This is a genomic window from Pigmentiphaga litoralis (assembly GCF_048632615.1).
Taxonomy (GTDB): domain Bacteria; phylum Pseudomonadota; class Gammaproteobacteria; order Burkholderiales; family Burkholderiaceae_B; genus Pigmentiphaga; species Pigmentiphaga litoralis_B.
The window spans coordinates 5,323,569-5,339,616 of record NZ_CP184479.1; the positions used below are offsets into that span (position 1 = coordinate 5,323,569).

General features: G+C 64.1%; 15 protein-coding genes and 1 pseudogene. 15 read left to right on the forward strand and 1 reads right to left on the reverse strand.

What is annotated here, in order from left to right; genetic code table 11:
• Positions 1-2: 2 nt before the first annotated feature.
• Complete coding sequence (locus tag ACNANG_RS24635) at positions 3-791, forward strand: 3'-5' exonuclease (RefSeq protein WP_420225238.1); 789 nt, start codon at positions 3-5, stop codon at positions 789-791.
• Positions 792-832: 41 nt separating this feature from the next.
• Positions 833-2,233, forward strand: a complete 1,401-nt coding sequence (gene rlmD, locus ACNANG_RS24640; protein ID WP_420225239.1) for a 23S rRNA (uracil(1939)-C(5))-methyltransferase RlmD — start codon at positions 833-835, stop codon at positions 2,231-2,233.
• Positions 2,234-2,304: 71 nt separating this feature from the next.
• Here rlmD and ACNANG_RS24645 read toward each other — a convergent pair whose 3' ends face one another.
• Positions 2,305-3,006 (reverse strand): Bax inhibitor-1/YccA family protein, encoded by a 702-nt coding sequence (locus ACNANG_RS24645; RefSeq protein WP_420225240.1) that lies wholly within the window; start codon positions 3,004-3,006, stop codon positions 2,305-2,307.
• Positions 3,007-3,240: 234 nt separating this feature from the next.
• On the opposite strand from ACNANG_RS24645, the gene ndk reads away from it, so the two are divergent.
• The 13 genes and pseudogenes from ndk to hflC all read left to right on the forward strand — a co-directional run bounded on the left by ndk (position 3,241) and on the right by hflC (position 15,894).
• The gene (ndk, locus tag ACNANG_RS24650) at positions 3,241-3,666 is read left to right on the forward strand and encodes a nucleoside-diphosphate kinase (protein ID WP_179588729.1); all 426 of its coding nucleotides are present in this window, start codon (positions 3,241-3,243) and stop codon (positions 3,664-3,666) included.
• A 34-nt stretch (positions 3,667-3,700) separates the two neighbouring features.
• Entirely contained in the window at positions 3,701-4,942 is a 1,242-nt protein-coding gene (gene rlmN, locus ACNANG_RS24655) for a 23S rRNA (adenine(2503)-C(2))-methyltransferase RlmN (protein WP_420225241.1), read from the forward strand.
• Positions 4,939-5,784: a helix-turn-helix domain-containing protein gene (locus ACNANG_RS24660; RefSeq protein ID WP_420225242.1), complete on the forward strand. Its 846-nt coding sequence runs from the start codon at positions 4,939-4,941 to the stop codon at positions 5,782-5,784. Before rlmN ends, ACNANG_RS24660 begins: the two co-directional genes overlap by 4 nt.
• Complete coding sequence (locus ACNANG_RS24665; RefSeq protein WP_420225243.1) at positions 5,745-5,882, forward strand: RodZ domain-containing protein; 138 nt, start codon at positions 5,745-5,747, stop codon at positions 5,880-5,882. The genes ACNANG_RS24660 and ACNANG_RS24665 overlap by 40 nt, the downstream gene beginning before the upstream one ends.
• Before the next feature lie 17 nt (positions 5,883-5,899).
• A pseudogene (gene ispG / locus ACNANG_RS24670) lies at positions 5,900-7,224 on the forward strand (flavodoxin-dependent (E)-4-hydroxy-3-methylbut-2-enyl-diphosphate synthase).
• Between the two features lie 36 nt (positions 7,225-7,260).
• Positions 7,261-8,559, forward strand: a complete 1,299-nt coding sequence (gene hisS / locus ACNANG_RS24675) for a histidine--tRNA ligase (protein WP_420225244.1) — start codon at positions 7,261-7,263, stop codon at positions 8,557-8,559.
• Between the two features lie 157 nt (positions 8,560-8,716).
• Positions 8,717-9,349, forward strand: coding sequence for a YfgM family protein (locus ACNANG_RS24680; RefSeq protein WP_420225245.1), 633 nt, complete (start codon positions 8,717-8,719; stop codon positions 9,347-9,349).
• A 10-nt stretch (positions 9,350-9,359) separates the two neighbouring features.
• Positions 9,360-10,541, forward strand: coding sequence for an outer membrane protein assembly factor BamB (bamB, locus tag ACNANG_RS24685; RefSeq protein ID WP_420225246.1), 1,182 nt, complete (start codon positions 9,360-9,362; stop codon positions 10,539-10,541).
• A 24-nt stretch (positions 10,542-10,565) separates the two neighbouring features.
• Entirely contained in the window at positions 10,566-12,014 is a 1,449-nt protein-coding gene (gene der, locus ACNANG_RS24690; RefSeq protein WP_420227655.1) for a ribosome biogenesis GTPase Der, read from the forward strand.
• A gap of 159 nt (positions 12,015-12,173) precedes the next feature.
• Positions 12,174-12,410, forward strand: a complete 237-nt coding sequence (hfq, locus tag ACNANG_RS24695; protein ID WP_179587593.1) for an RNA chaperone Hfq — start codon at positions 12,174-12,176, stop codon at positions 12,408-12,410.
• A gap of 40 nt (positions 12,411-12,450) precedes the next feature.
• Positions 12,451-13,596, forward strand: coding sequence for a GTPase HflX (gene hflX / locus ACNANG_RS24700; RefSeq protein WP_420227656.1), 1,146 nt, complete (start codon positions 12,451-12,453; stop codon positions 13,594-13,596).
• Between the two features lie 38 nt (positions 13,597-13,634).
• Positions 13,635-14,975 (forward strand): FtsH protease activity modulator HflK, encoded by a 1,341-nt coding sequence (hflK, locus tag ACNANG_RS24705; protein ID WP_420225247.1) that lies wholly within the window; start codon positions 13,635-13,637, stop codon positions 14,973-14,975.
• Positions 14,976-14,991: 16 nt separating this feature from the next.
• Positions 14,992-15,894, forward strand: coding sequence for a protease modulator HflC (gene hflC / locus ACNANG_RS24710; RefSeq protein WP_420225248.1), 903 nt, complete (start codon positions 14,992-14,994; stop codon positions 15,892-15,894).
• Positions 15,895-16,048: the final 154 nt, after the last annotated feature.

The following is a 16,048-nucleotide window of genomic DNA, read 5'->3' on the forward strand; positions in this document are numbered from 1 at the left end:
CCATGACGCCTATTCTGGTATTCGACCTCGAAACGATTCCCGATGTGGACGGCCTGCGTGCCCTGAATGGCTGGGGGCCGGAAGTGGGCGACGAAGAGGTCGCCGAACGCGCCTTTACGGCGCGGCGCGAAGCGGTGGGCCATGACTTCCTGCCGCTGCATCTGCAAAAGATTGCGGTAGTGGGCTGCGCCTTTCGCGACGACGAAGGATTTCGCGTCAAATGCATTGGCAAGGCAGAGGATCCCGAAGCCAAGCTGATCGACGGCTTCTATAAAACGATCGAACGCTACACGCCGCAACTGGTCAGCTGGAACGGCTCGGGTTTCGATCTGCCCGTGCTGCACTACCGCGCCCTGATTCAGGGCGTGCAGGCGTCCCGCTACTGGGAAATGGGTGAAGACGACCGCGACTTCAAGTACAGCAACTACATCAGCCGATACCACAACCGGCACATCGACCTGATGGACCTGCTGGCCAAGTACAACGGCCGCGCCAACGCGCCGCTGGACGAACTCGCCAAGCTGTGCGGCTTTCCCGGCAAGCTTGGCATGGATGGCAGCCAGGTCTGGCATGCGTGGCGCAATGGCGATGCAGACGAAGTGCGCGGTTACTGCGAAACCGACGTGGTGAACACCTGGCTCGTATACTGCCGCTTCCGCTTCATGCGCGGCGAGCTGACCAAGGCGCAATACGACGCCGAAGTCGCCCTGGTCCGTACGACGCTTGAAGGCATCGACGAGCCCCACTGGTACCAATATCTGGATGCGTGGCCCGCGCCGCGCCGTGGCTGAAGCGGATCCTCCTTTCTTTTCTGGTGTCACCCGCTCAAGTCATGAGTCACGCTCTTCCCGACGCATCCTGTCCCCCCGGCGATGCACTGCCCGCCGACGCCGCTCCCCGCGATCCGAACGCCGTCCTGACCATCGAGTCGCTCGATCTGGACGGGCGCGGCATCGCGCGCCGGGACGGGAAAGTCATTTTCATCGACGGCGCCTTACCTGGCGAACGCGTTACCGTCAAGACGCTGCAGAACAAGTCGTCTTATGAAATTGCCCAGGTCACCCGCCTGGTGCGTGAATCGGCCATGCGAGTCGTGCCGCGCTGCCCGCATGTGGACGAATGCGGTGGCTGCGCCGTCCAGCATCTGGACGCGCGCGCGCAAGTCGCGGTCAAGCAGCGGGTGTTGGAAGACAATTTTGCGCATATCGGCAAGCTGTCGCCCCAGGAAGTCCTGGCCCCCATCCACGGCCCGACCTGGGGCTACCGCTTCCGCGCGCGTCTGTCGGTGCGCTATCTGCCCGAAAAGAACGGCATGCGAGTCGGCTTCCGTTCGCGTAAAGGCAGCCACATAGCGGACATGCGCGAATGCCACACCTTGCCGCCGCATGTGTCGGCCCTGTTGATGCCGCTGCGCTTCCTGCTGATCAACATGCGCTCGCGCAAGAAGATTCCGCAGATCGAGCTGGCGGTGGGGGATCAGCAGACGGCGCTGGTGCTGCGCCATATGGTTCCGCTGATCGAGTCGGATATCCAATTGCTGCGCAACTTCGCGGCCAAGCATGATATCCACTGGTGGCTGCAGCCGGGAGGCCCGGAAACCGTCCACCCGCTGGTGCGCGATGACCTGGAAGGCCTCGCCTACACGCTGCCGGAATTCGGTCTGCGCATGCCGTTCAAGCCTACCGACTTCACGCAAGTCAACCACGCAATCAATCGCACCCTGGTGTCGCGGGCCTTGACCCTGCTGGCTCCCGAACCGACCGATCGCGTGGCCGACCTGTTCTGCGGACTGGGCAACTTCACGCTGGCATTGGCCACGCGTTGCCGCGAGGCCGTGGGCGTGGAGGGCAGCGCCGCGTTGACCGAGCGGGCGCTGGACGCCGCCCGGCGCCATGGGCTGGAAGGCAAGACATCGTTTTCGACCCTGAACCTGTTCGAAGTCGACGCCAAGTGGTTGCGCAGCCTGGGCCGCTTCGACCGCATGCTGATCGACCCGCCGCGCGACGGCGCGCTGGCCGTCTCGCGGGCGCTGGCGGAACTGGGTGACGATCGGCCGCGCCGCATCGTGTACGTGTCGTGCAATCCGGCCACGCTCGCGCGCGACGCCGACGTGCTCGTGAAGGAGGGCGGGTATATCCTGAGCAAGGCCGGCGTGATCAACATGTTTCCGCATACCGGGCACGTGGAATCGATTGCGGTGTTCGACCTCGGGCATCCTGGCGCGCAGGCATAAAAAAGGCCTATGCGCTGCGGCACAGGCCCTTCCAACTGCTCCGGGTCTCAAACCGGAGCCCTACTCACCGTTTACTCGCGGCTGCCGCCGAAAATGCCCAGCAGCGCAAGCAGGTTGGCAAAGACGTTATAGACGTCCAGGTAGATTGCCAGGGTGGCCGACACATAGTTCGTCTCGCCGCCGTTCACGACCCGCTGCAGGTCCACCAGCATGAATGCCGAGAAAATGACGATGGCCATGACGGACACGGTCAGCATCAGCGCCGGCAACTGCAGGAAGATGTTGGCCAGGCTCGCCAGGATCAGCACGACCGCGCCGACCATCAACCACTTGGCCATGCCCGACAGGTCACGTTTGATGGTGGTGGACAGAACCGCCATGGTGCCGAACACCGCCGCCGTTCCGCCAAACGCCGTCATGACCAGCGTGGCGCCGTTGCTGAAGCCCATCACGAAACCTATCATGCGGGACAGCATCAATCCCATGAAGAACGTGAACAGCAGCAGCAGGCCGACGCCCACACCGCTTTCCTTGTTCTTTTCAATGGCGAACATCAGGCCGAACGCGCCGACCAGGAACAGGATGGCGGTAATGCCGGGGCTACGGCCCATGACCGACGCCAGGCCGGTCGCCATGCCGATGTAGGCGCCCAGGACAGTAGGCACCAGGGAGGCCGCAAGCAGCCAGTAGGTATTGCGCAGCACTCGGTTGCGCACGACCGCACCGGGCGCAGCCCCGGCACGATTGAAGGTAGTGGTACGACTCTCGTTCATTTTGAGCGACTCCTTGATGGTCTTTTGCTCGAACAACCCCGCGAACGGGCTGATAGGTATGAGACACAGAGTATGCACCAGGGTTCCCGTTGCGGGCGGCCGCGACCGGGGCGGCATACGCCGTGACACATCCGCACGGCATCCTGTGTGCAGGAACCGACGTATCGTCGTGTCCCCATGATACAATTTAAGGTTAGTTTCACCCCAAAGTATCTGTTTTTATTGGAGTTTTTGATGGCTATCGAGCGTACCCTTTCGATCATCAAGCCGGATGCCGTTGCTAAGAACGTCATTGGCCAGATCGTTTCCCGTTTTGAAACCGCCGGCCTGCGCGTTGTCGCAGCCCGCCTGGTGCAACTGTCGCGCGCCGACGCCGAGCGTTTCTACGCCGTGCACGCCGCCCGTCCTTTCTTCAAGGACCTGGTCGACTTCATGATCTCCGGCCCTGTGTTCGTGCAGGCCCTGGAAGGCGAAGGCGCCATTCTGAAGAACCGCGACCTGATGGGCGCAACCGATCCCAAGAAGGCCGAGAAGGGCACGATCCGTGCTGACTTCGCCGACAGCATCGATGCCAACGCCGTGCACGGCTCCGACGCCCCGGAAACCGCGAAGGTCGAAATCGCGTTCTTCTTCCCGGAACTCGAGATCCACAGCCGTTGATTTGCCTAGCTCCCTGCCCAACCTGGAGGTTGAGATGACCGATGTCTCGACAGTAACCCCCGCCAGCCCGACGTCGCCCGACCCAGCCAAGCGGATCAATCTGCTTGGCCTGGACGGCGGCTCGCTCGCGTCCATGGTGGGGCAGTGGGGCGACAAGCCGTTTCGCGCCAAGCAGTTGCAGCGCTGGATCCACCAGCGCGGCGTGGCCGAATTCGACGAGATGACCGACCTCGCAAAGTCCTTCCGCGCCACGCTGGCGGACCGATGCGAGGTTCGGGCGCCTTCCGTCATTACCGCTCAGAAGTCTTCCGATGGCACGCGCAAATGGCTGCTGGACGTGGGCAACGGTAATGCCGTTGAAACCGTATTCATTCCCGAAGATGACCGTGGCACGCTCTGCATTTCCACGCAAGCGGGCTGCGCGGTGGCCTGCCGGTTCTGTTCGACTGGCCACCAGGGCTTCAATCGCAACCTGACCGTTGATGAAATCATCGGCCAGTTGTGGCTGGCCCGCCGCACCATCGAAGCCGACGGGCAGGGCGCGCGCGTGGTTCACGCCGGTGCGCAAGGGTCCCCCGGGCTGGCGGGTGGCGGCATCGTTCCGACGGCCAACACCGACCATCGTGTCATCAGCAACGTCGTCATGATGGGCATGGGCGAACCGCTGCTGAATTACGAGCCGACCGTCCAGGCACTCAAGCTGATGCTGGACGACAATGCCTATGGCCTGTCGCGGCGCCGCGTCACGCTGTCCACGTCGGGTGTCGTGCCCATGATGGATCGGCTGTCGCAGGACTGCCCGGTGGCCCTGGCTGTGTCGCTGCACGCGCCGAACGACGCATTGCGTGACGATCTCGTGCCTCTGAACCGCAAGTACCCGCTGCGCGAGCTGATTGCCGCCTGTCAGCGCTACCTTGCCTTCGCGCCGCGCGATTTCATCACGTTCGAATACATCATGCTCGACGGCATCAACGATGCCGACGAACATGCGGACCAGCTCATCGACATCGCGCAGCAGGTGTCGTGCAAGTTCAATCTGATTCCGTTCAACCCCTTCGCCCTGTCCGGCCTGAAGCGCTCGCCCCCTGCTCGGGTGCGCCTTTTCGCGCAGCGGCTGATGGATGCGGGCATCGTCACCACCGTGCGCAAGACGCGCGGCGACGACATCGATGCCGCGTGCGGGCAACTGGCGGGCGAGGTCAAGGACCGCACCCGCTTCAAGGAAAGAATGGCCGCCGACAGCCGGTTCGGCCGTATTGTCGAGGTGCATGAATGAGTGAAGGGCAGGGCGCAATGACCGGTGCAAACGACGCGGCAGCCATGGGTGCAAGCAGTACGGCCACGTCGGCTGGCGCGATGCTTCGCGAGGCGCGCGAGCGGCGCGGCTGGTCGCAGGACGAAGTGTCGATCCGGCTGAAATTCGGCGTGCGCCAGATCGCGGCGCTGGAAGACGAACGCTGGAGCGATCTGCCGCACGGCATGTCCCTGCGCGGCTTCGTGCGCAACTATGCGCGTGTGCTCGACATTCCCGCTGAACCCCTGCTGCAGGCCATGGGCCCGCGTCTGGAAACCGGCGACCCCGTGTCGCTGGCCCAGGCTTCGTCCTTGTCGAGCCCGCTGGCCCAATCCGGCGGGCGCGCCTGGCCCAAGGCGGGACGCAAGCGCCCCGCGCCCTGGATCATTGGCGGGTTCATGCTGCTGTTGGCCATCGGCCTGGTGGCGTACGCGCTGACCCAGCAGGGCGCCTTGTCGGTCCTGACGGGCACGCCCAAACCGTCGACCACGGCCCTGGCGCCGGTGGCGCCGGTCACCGAATCGACCGAATCGGTGGCGCCGCCCAACACCACCCCGACGGGATCCAACGAACCCCTGGGCGTGACGCCGGGCACGCCGGCGCCGCCCGTTGCCGCCGCCCCGGTGGCACCGCCCGCCCCCACGCCCGAACCGGCCGCCGCTGCCGCGCCTGCCGCCGCCAACGCCGATGGCCTGGTCATCCGCACGCGCGAAGCCAGCTGGGTCGAAGTGCGCCGCGCCAACGGCACGGTCGCCATTTCCCAGATCGTCCCCCCAACACCGACGTGTCGGTCGAAGCTTCCGCCGCGCCGCTGCGCATCGTGATCGGCAACGTCAAGGGCGTGGACGCCCAGTGGCGCCGCGCGCCGCTCGACATGAGCTCGGCCCGCCGCGACAACGTCGCCCGCATGACGCTGAACTGAGAATCCGCCTTCGTACCATGCAGAGCCCTTACGATCCTTTGTCTGTCGTCACCGCCGACACCGCCGCGGCGCCGTTTCCCGCGGGTCCGGCGCCACGCCGCGCCACCCGCCAGGTCCATATCCGCTGGGACGGCAACGTCGTCGCGGTGGGGGTGGAGCGCCCGTGGTCGTCCAGTCCATGACGAACACCGACACGGCCGACGCCATCGCCACGGCGATCCAGGTCAAGGCGCTGGCCCTGGCTGGCTCCGAAGTGGTGCGCATCACGGTCAACACGGCCGAAGCCGCGAAGGAAGTGCCGGCCATCCGTGAACAGCTTGACCGCATGGGCGTGTACGTCCCCCTTGTGGGCGATTTCCACTACAACGGTCACAAGCTGCTGACGCAGTACCCCGATTGCGCGCAGGCCTTGTCCAAATACCGGATCAACCCCGGCAACATGGGGACCGGCAAGCGCCGCGACGACAATTTCGCCCAGATGATCGATGTGGCGAACCGCCATGACAAGCCCGTGCGTATCGGCGTCAACTGGGGCAGCCTGGACCAGGACCTGCTGGCCCGGATGATGGACGACAACGCCCGCCGCGCCGCGCCGTGGGAAGCCGGCGCCGTCATGCGCGACGCCCTGGTCGTGTCGGCGATCGAGAACGCCCAGCGCGCAGAAAGCCTGGGCATGCCGGCGGACCGCATCATCCTGTCCTGCAAGGTCAGCAACGCGCAAGACCTGATCGCCGTGTATCGCGATCTGAGCGCGCGCTGCGACTACCCGCTGCACCTGGGGCTCACCGAGGCCGGCATGGGCAGCAAGGGGATCGTGGCGTCCACGGCGGCCATGGGCATCCTGCTGCAGCAGGGTATCGGCGACACGATCCGGGTGTCGTTGACGCCGGAACCTAACGGCGACCGCAGCACCGAGGTCGTCGTCGCGCAGGAAATCCTGCAAAGCCTGGGTTTGCGCGCCTTTGCGCCGGTGGTGGTGGCCTGCCCAGGTTGCGGCCGCACCAGCAGCACCGTGTTCCAGGAACTGGCCGCCAGCATCCAGGGCTATCTGCGCGCCCAGATGCCTGTGTGGCGTTCGCGTTACCCCGGCGTGGAATCGCTGCACGTGGCCGTGATGGGCTGTGTGGTCAATGGCCCCGGCGAAAGCAAGTTTGCCGACATCGGCATCAGCCTGCCAGGGTCCGGCGAACAACCCATCGCCCCGGTGTACATCGACGGCGAACGCAGCATGACGCTCAAGGGCGATCACATTGCCGAAGAATTCCAGGCCCTGGTCGAAGACTACGTCAGCCGCCGATATGGCGCGGCGGCCTCGGCCACGCCGGACACCTTGGACGCCTGAACGCGGTGCTTACCGCGATATCAACAACAAGACACCATGGCAGATACTTTCCAGAAACTTTCCGCGATCCGCGGCATGAACGACATCCTGCCGGGCGATTCGGCGCAGTGGGACAAGCTTGAAGCGCTGGTTCGCGACTGGCTGCGCAGCTATGGCTATCGCAGCCTGCGCACGCCGGTGCTCGAGCACACGCGGCTGTTCACGCGCGGCATCGGAGAAGTCACCGACATCGTCGAGAAAGAGATGTACAGCTTTACCGACAGCCTGAACGGCGAATCCCTGACGATGCGGCCCGAGTTCACCGCCGGCATGGTCCGCGCCACGGTCGAGCACAACCTGATCTATGAACGTCCGCAGCGCGTGTTCGCAATTGGTCCGGTATTCCGCCACGAGCGTCCGCAGCGCGGCCGCTACCGTCAGTTTCACCAGATCGACGTCGAGGCGCTGGGTTTCGCCGGTCCCGATATCGATGTCGAACTGATCCTGATGCTGGCGCGGCTCTGGCGCACCTTGGGCCTGACGGACATCCGCCTCGAAATCAATTCGCTGGGATCGGCTGACGAACGCCTGGCCCATCGCCAGGCGCTGATCACCTACCTGGAAGGCTTCCAGGATCAGCTGGATGACGACGGCAAGCGCCGCCTGTACACCAATCCGCTGCGCGTCCTGGATACCAAGAATCCCGCCCTGCAATCCATGGCCGACGGCGCGCCGCGCCTGCTGGACTTCCTGGGTCCCGAGTCCCTGGCGCACTTCGAGGGCGTCAAGCAACGCCTGGACGACGCGGGGGTGGCCTATCGCATCAACCCGCGTCTGGTGCGTGGCCTGGACTACTACAACCTGACCGTATTCGAGTGGGTGACCGACCGCCTCGGCGCGCAGGGCACCGTGTGCGGCGGCGGCCGGTACGACGGCCTGATCCATTTGCTGGGCGGCAAGCCGGCGCCGGCGGTGGGTTTCGCCATCGGCATGGAACGCCTGCTGGACTTGTGGACGCAAGGCGTCACGGTCGAACCCACGCCGGAATGCGACGTCTACGTGATCCACCAGGGCGAAGCCGGCGCGCGCCGGGCCGCCGCGGTCGCCGAAACGCTGCGTGACGCCGGGCTCGACGTGATCCTGCATGCAGGCAGTCCCAGCTTCAAGTCGCAAATGAAGCGCGCCGACGCCAGCGGCGCCGAATTTGCGGTCATTCTGGGCGACGACGAGATCGCCGCCAACGAAGCCAGCCTGAAGGCGTTGCGCCGCGAAGCCGCCGTCAACCAGCGCCGCGTGCCGCTGGCGGCGCTGGTCGACGTGATCATTGCCGAACTGTCGCAGACCGATCCGGACTGACGCGCCGCCGCTTCTGTCCGCCCGGTGCGGGTGGCATGGCGGCGCACTCCACTTCGCGGGAGTTGGCGGAATCCGGTAACCTCCCGCACTGACATCGCGCAGGCCGCCCTTTACGGCAGGTCTGCGTTCTCTGCCATTGACATTAACCGGGGCATGCATGGCCTACGATTTAGAAGAACAGGAACAGATTGAATCGCTGAAGGCATGGTGGGCCAAGTACGGCACCGCCATTCTCGGCATCGTGGCGGTGTGCCTGCTGGCCGCCGCCGCATGGAACGGCTGGAACTGGTATCAGCGCCGCGACGCCGCGCAGGCCATGGCGCAATTCGAAGTGCTGGAAAAAGCGGCCGACGCGGGCGACATTGCTCGCGTGAAAGACAGCGCAGGAACCATCCTGGAAAATTTCGGCCGTAGTGCCTATGCCCCGCGCGCCGCGCTGATCGCGTCGAGCGCCTACGCCAAGGCGGGCGACGCCCGTTCGGCCAAGGCGCAGCTGCAGTGGGTCGTCGACCGCAGCAAGGACGACGCCCTGGTGCCGGTTGCGCGCCTGCGGCTGGCCGGCTTGCTGCTCGACGAGAAGGCCTACGACGACGCCCTCAAGCAGTTGAGTGCATCGCGCCCGGACGCCTTCGCGGCGTTGTTCGCCGACCGCCGCGGCGACGTGCTGATCGCGCAGGGCAAGCGTGACGAGGCGCGCGCCGCCTACAAGGAAGCGCTCGACAAGCTGGATCCGGCCACGGATCTGCGCTCGTCCATCCAATTGAAGCTCGACGCCTTGGGCGGGGCATGACAGGAACCGTATGGCCACCACAATTCAGCAACGTCACGTTTCACCTCGCGTCCCCGCACTGATGCGCGCCGTCGCGGTCGCGCTGGTCATCGGCGCCCTGGGAGGGTGCTCGCTGTTCGGGGGCAGCAAGCCGCGCTACGTGCCCGCGCCATTGACTACCTTCACGCCCAGTCTGACGGTCAATCCCGTCTGGAGCGTGTCGGCCGGCAACAAATCGGGGGTGGGCTTCGTGCCCGTCGCCGTCGGCAACGCCGTGTATGCCGCGACCGAAAACGGCACCGTCGGCAAATACGACCTGACGACTGGCGCGACGCAATGGCGCGGTTCCGCCAAGCAGACCCTGTCGGCTGGCGTCGGCAGCGATGGCAAGATCACTGCCGTGGCCACCCCGCGCGGCGAAGTCATCGCCTTCGATGACAACGGCCAGATCAAATGGACGGCGCAGGCCACCAGCGAAGTCACGGTGCCCCCGCTGGTGGCGGATGGCCTGGTGGTGGTGCGCAGCGGCGACTATCGCGTGCAGGCTTTCGACGCGGAAACCGGCCGCCGCCGCTGGAGCGTGCAGCGCCCAGGCCCGGCCCTGGCGCTGCGTGCGCCGGGCGAAATGCTGATGTCGAATGGCTTTGTGTTCTCGGGGCTGCCGGGTGGCAAGGTCATCGCGATCTCCACGGCCAACGGCGTCATGCGCTGGGAAGGCACCGTGTCGAACCCGACCGGCACCAGCGAACTGGAACGCGTGTCCGACGTGGTCGGCGCTCCCGTCATCTCGGGCCGCCTGCTGTGCGCGGTCACGTACCAGGGCCGTATCAGCTGCTTCGATGTCAGCAGCGGCAACACCACGTGGTCGCGTGAATTTTCCAGCGTGAACGGCATGTCGGCCGACGTGCGATTCGCGTACTCGGCCAACGACAAGAGCGTGGTGCATGGCTTCGCTCTCGACGGCGGCGCCAACGTGTGGAAACAGGACGCGCTGCAACATCGCAGCCTGACCGCCCCGGTCTCCGTCGGCCGAGCCATCGCGCTTGGCGACTACCAGGGCTACGTGCATTTTCTCGGGCGGGAAGACGGTCGTCTTCTTGCACGCATTGCCACCGATGGCAGTGCAATCGTTTCGCGGCCCCTGGCAACCACACGGGGCTTGATCGTTCAAACCTCGAAGGGCAACCTGGCGCTGCTTGGTGTTGGCGAATAAAGGTTCTTGAGTTCAATGAAACCAGTGGCATTCAAACCGGTTGTCGTCATCGTGGGACGGCCCAACGTGGGGAAATCCACGTTGTTCAACCGGCTCACGCGTTCACGCGACGCCCTCGTGGCCGACCTTCCGGGTCTGACACGGGACCGCCACTACGGCGAGGGCAGGGTGGGTGACCATCCGTTCATCGTCGTGGATACGGGCGGCTTCGAGCCGGTGGCCAAGGACGGCATCATGGCGCAGATGGCCAAGCAGACCGTGCAGGCCATGGTCGAGGCCGATGTCGTCATCTTCCTGACCGACGGCCGCATCGGCCTGACCGGTCACGACCGCGAGATCGGAGAACGCCTGCGCAAGTCGAGCCGCAAGGTCGTGCTGGCGATCAACAAGGCCGAAGGCATTTCGCACGCCACGGCCGCTGCCGAGTTCTACGCGCTCGGTCTGGGCGAACCGCATCCGATTTCGGCTGCGCACGGCGACGGCGTGACCGAGCTGATCGAGATCGCGCTCGAAGGCATGGTCGAACCGCTGCCCGAACCGGAAGAGTGGGACGGCTACAGCCCGATCGTGGCGCCGTCCGAAGAAGAGTTCGTGCCGGTCGACCCGCTGTCGCACCGCGTCAAGCTGGCGATCGTCGGCCGCCCCAATGTGGGCAAGTCCACCCTGGTGAACACTTTGCTGGGCGAAGAGCGGGTCATTGCATTCGACCAGCCAGGAACCACCCGCGACGCGATCGAAATCGACTTCGAACGCGGCGGACGCTCGTATACGCTCATCGATACCGCGGGCCTGCGCAAGCGCGGCAAGGTATTCGAAGCGATCGAAAAGTTTTCGGTCATCAAGACGCTGCAGGCGGTCGAAGCCAGCAACGTCGTGCTGCTGATGCTGGACGCCAGTGCCGAAATCTCGGATCAGGACGCGCACATCGCCGGGTTCGTGCTCGAAACCGGGCGCGCGCTGGTCGTAGGCGTGAACAAGTGGGACAGCATCGACGGCGAAAAGCGCGACGAGATCAAGCGCGAGCTGGAACGCAAGCTGCGTTTCCTGTCGTTCGCCAAGATCCACCACATCTCGGCGCTGAAGAATTCGGGCATCAACCCGCTGCTGAAGTCGGTGCTGGATGCGCATGCGGCCGCCTTCGCGAAGCTGTCGACGCCCAAGCTGACCCGCGAACTGCAGGAGGCGCTGGAACAGCAGCAGCCGCCACGCCGCGGCATCTTCCGCCCCAAGATGCGCTATGCGCACCAGGGCGGGCAGAATCCGCCGCTCATCGTCATTCACGGAAATGGCCTGGACGACATTCCCGACTCGTACCGCCGGTACCTTGAGTCGCGATTCCGGGAAACTTTCAAGCTTCAGGGCACTCCACTTAGAATCGAGTTCCGGACCAGCGACAACCCCTACAAGGACAAGGCGCCGGTCAAGGCGGTGGATCCGAACAAGCGGCCCCGGCCGCGCGGACGGAGCCGTTGAAAAGGGCGCATACGTCCTGATATACGGTGTGTAGTTCGAAGATGTAGACCGAGTGTTTTCGGTGATTCATGCAGTCATGTAGGCTAGTTTGCTCGGGGAAAACCCGGTAAAGTAGCCAGGTTGGCATCCGCCAAGAAAAACACAACCAGGAGCCCACTTATGAGCAATAAAGGGCAATTGCTACAAGACCCATTCCTTAACGTGCTTCGCAAAGAACACGTACCAGTGTCTATTTATCTGGTGAACGGTATCAAATTACAAGGCCAGATCGAGTCTTTCGATCAATACGTGGTGCTGCTGCGGAACACTGTGACGCAAATGGTTTACAAGCACGCCATATCTACCGTGGTGCCTTCGCGCCCGGTCAACTTCCAGGTTGAACCCACTGCTGACTGATCGTAATCCGGCAGCTTCGGACAGGCCGCCGCCAAAGGCGCTGATCGTCAGCGTCAACTTCGGCGAGCCTGACTTCGAAGCACAGACCGAAGAATTCCATATGCTTGCGCAAGGCGCAGGCGCAGAGATCGTCGATACGATCATCTGCAAGCGTGCCCGCCCCGATGCCAAACTCTACGTTGGCACGGGCAAGGCGCAGGAGATCGCGTTGGCCGTACAGGCCAACGACATCGAACTCGTCCTGTTCAATCACAACCTGACCCCCGCCCAGCAGCGCAACATCGAACGTGAGATCAAGGTCCGCGTGGTCGACCGCGTCGCGCTCATCCTGGACATTTTTGCGCTGCGAGCGCAGAGCCATGAAGGCAAGCTGCAGGTCGAACTTGCTCAGCTGCAGCACCTGGTCACGCGCCTGACCCGGATGTGGACCCACCTGGAACGTCAGCGTGGCGGTATCGGCATGCGCGGCCCGGGCGAAGCCCAGCTCGAAATGGACAAACGGATCATTGCGGACAAGGTCCGCATGCTCAAGGAACGGCTGAGCAAGCTGCAGAAGCAGCGGCAGACGCAGCGCCGTTCGCGCGCCCGGGGCGGTGCGTTTTCGGTGTCGCTGGTCGGTTATACCAACGCCGGCAAGTCCACCGTGTTCAACGCACTCACGGCAGCCGATGTGTACGCGGCCGACCAGCTGTTCGCAACGCTCGATACCACCACTCGCAAAGTGTGGATCGAAGGCGCGGGGTCGGTCGTGGTGTCGGACACGGTAGGGTTCATCCGCGAGCTGCCCCACATGCTGATCGCCGCGTTTCGCGCCACGCTGGAAGAGACGATCCATGCGGATCTGCTCCTGCACGTCGTGGATGCCGCAAGCCCGCAGCGGGACGAACAGATCGCCGAAGTGGACAAGGTGCTCGAGGAAATCGGCGCCGCCGACATCCCGCGCATCCTCGTCTTCAACAAGATCGACCTGACTCATCTGGAGCCCGGAGTGGAGCGCGACGAGCGTGGTACGATTTCGCGAGTGTTCGTCAGCGCGACAGAACGCCTGGGGTTCGATGCTTTGCGGGGAGCGATCGTCGAAGCCAGCCAGGCAGAACCCGTGGTTGTCAGCAGCATCGACAATGACGACCCGCGTTTTCGTACGCAGTCTCCGTCCGTCAGCCCTGCGGCTGACGCCCGCTCCTGAGCGGGCGGGTTTCCCGTCCGCCTCGCTTTCCAGCAAAGATGCGTCTGCCTTCGATATCAAGAATATTCAATTTGAACGACTCGAACTGGGGCCGCGGTAATAACGGTTCCGGCAACGAGCCTCCACGTCGCCCAAACAATAACAACGATGGCGGCAAGAACAACAATAACGGCGGACCTCCCGACCTGGACGAACTCTGGCGCGACTTCAATCGTCGCCTGGGGGGCCTGTTCGGGCGCAAGCCGGGTGGCCCGCGCGGCGGTGGAAACGGTGGCGACAACAACGGCCGGTTTGCGCCGTCGCCGCGTGGCGCCGGCATCGGTGTCGGCGTCATTGGCGGCATCGTCGTCCTGCTGTGGCTGGGCTCCGGCTTTTTCATCGTGCAGGAAGGCCAGGTCGCGGTCGTGACGCAGTTCGGCAAGTACAAGGAAACCACGCGCGCCGGCTTCCAGTGGCGTCTGCCGTACCCGATCCAGTCGCACGAGATCGTCAACCAGTCGCAACTTCGCACGATCGAAGTCGGGTTCCGCAACAACTCGCGTAGCAAGGTGCTGCAGGAATCGCTGATGCTGACCGACGACGAGAACATCGTCGACATGCAATTCGTTGTGCAGTACCGCCTGAAAGAGGGTGGGGCGCGCGATTACCTGTTCAACTCGCGCAACCCCGACGAATCGGTCAAGCAGGCGGCCGAATCCGCCATGCGTGAAATCGTCGGCAAGAAGAAAATGGACTTCGTGCTGTACGAAGGCCGGACCGAAGTGGCCGCCGAAGTCACCAAGCTGATGCAGAACATCATGGACATCTACGGAACGGGCGTGCTGATCAGCACGGTCGCTATCCAGAATGCCCAGCCGCCCGAGCAGGTGCAGGCGGCGTTCGACGACGCCGTCAAGGCCGGTCAGGACCGCGAACGCCAGGTCAACGAAGGCCAGGCCTACGCCAACGAGGTCATTCCGCGCGCCGCGGGCGCCGCGTCGCGTCTGCTGCAGGAAGCCGAAGGTTACCGCTCGCGTATCGTTGAAAACGCAGAGGGTGACGCATCGCGTTTCACCCAGGTGCTGACGGAATACCAGAAGGCGCCGGGCGTGACCCGCGACCGTCTGTATCTCGACACCATGCAAGAGGTGTTCACCAACGCGTCCAAGGTGCTGGTCGATACCCGTTCGGGCAACAATCTGCTGTACCTGCCGCTCGACAAGATCATGCAGCAGGTATCGAAGGAGTCCTCCGCGGCGGTCGCAGCACGGTCCAATGGCGGTTCGAGCACGATGAACAACGGTACGGCATTGCCTTTGCCCGCACCGATGTCCAGCAGCGTGCCTGAACCCACCCCACGGGAAGCCCTGCGCTCCCGCGACCGTAACGTCCCCCGTTGAGACAAGGAACCCCGTCATGGATCGTCTGATTCCCACCGTGGTCGGCCTGCTCATCGCGCTGGCCGCCCTTTCTTCCTGCGTTTTCGTGGTCAACGAACGCAATTACGCTGTCGTGTTCGCCTTGGGTGAGATCAAGGAAGTCGTCAGTGAACCGGGGCTGTACTTCAAGCTGCCGCCCCCGTTCCAGAACATCCAGCAATTCGACAAGCGCGTCCTGACCATCGACGCGACCGATGTCGAGCGCGTGCAGACTTCCGAAAAGAAGAACCTGCTGATCGACTCGTTCGTGAAGTGGCGTATTTCCGACCCGCGCACGTACTACGTCACGTTCGGCGGCAACGAACGCGCCGCACAGGAACGTATGTCTGCCTTGCTGCGTGATGCATTGAATGCGTCGATCAACCGCCGCACGGTCAACGATGTCACCTCGAAAGAGCGCGACAAGATCATGCAGGAAATCCGTACCAACACCGCGGCGGCGGCCAAGCTGCTGGGTGTCGAGGTGCTGGACGTGCGTCTGAAGCGCGTCGACTTTGCGCCCGAGATTTCCGAGTCGGTGTATCGCCGCATGGAAGCCGAGCGCAAGCGCGTGGCCAACGAACAGCGTTCGATCGGCGCTGCCGATGGCGAAAAGATCCGCGCCGACGCCGATCGCCAGCGCGAAGTCATCATTGCCGAAGCGTACCGCCAGGCGCAGAAGACGATGGGCGAGGGCGATGCCAAGGCATCGGCCGTGTATGCCCAGGCTTTCGGGCAGGACCGCGAGTTCTACAAGTTCTACAAGAGCCTTGAAGCCTATCGCGCGTCATTTGCCAACAAGGGCGACGTGATGGTGGTGGACCCCAGTTCGGAGTTCTTCCGCTTCATGAAGTCGGCGGGCGGCAACGCAAGCACGCCGGCACCCGCGCCCGCACGTTGATGGGCCCGCGGCGGGTGCACGCCATCCGCCGGGCGCGCGGCAGGCACCAACGTGGCGTTCTGGCAGCGAATTGATTGCTGCCCGCGCCACGGCCGAGCCGGTCCCTTGATTTTGTCCTCGAACGAGTGGACAATAGCGTGTAAGCCAAGAGTCG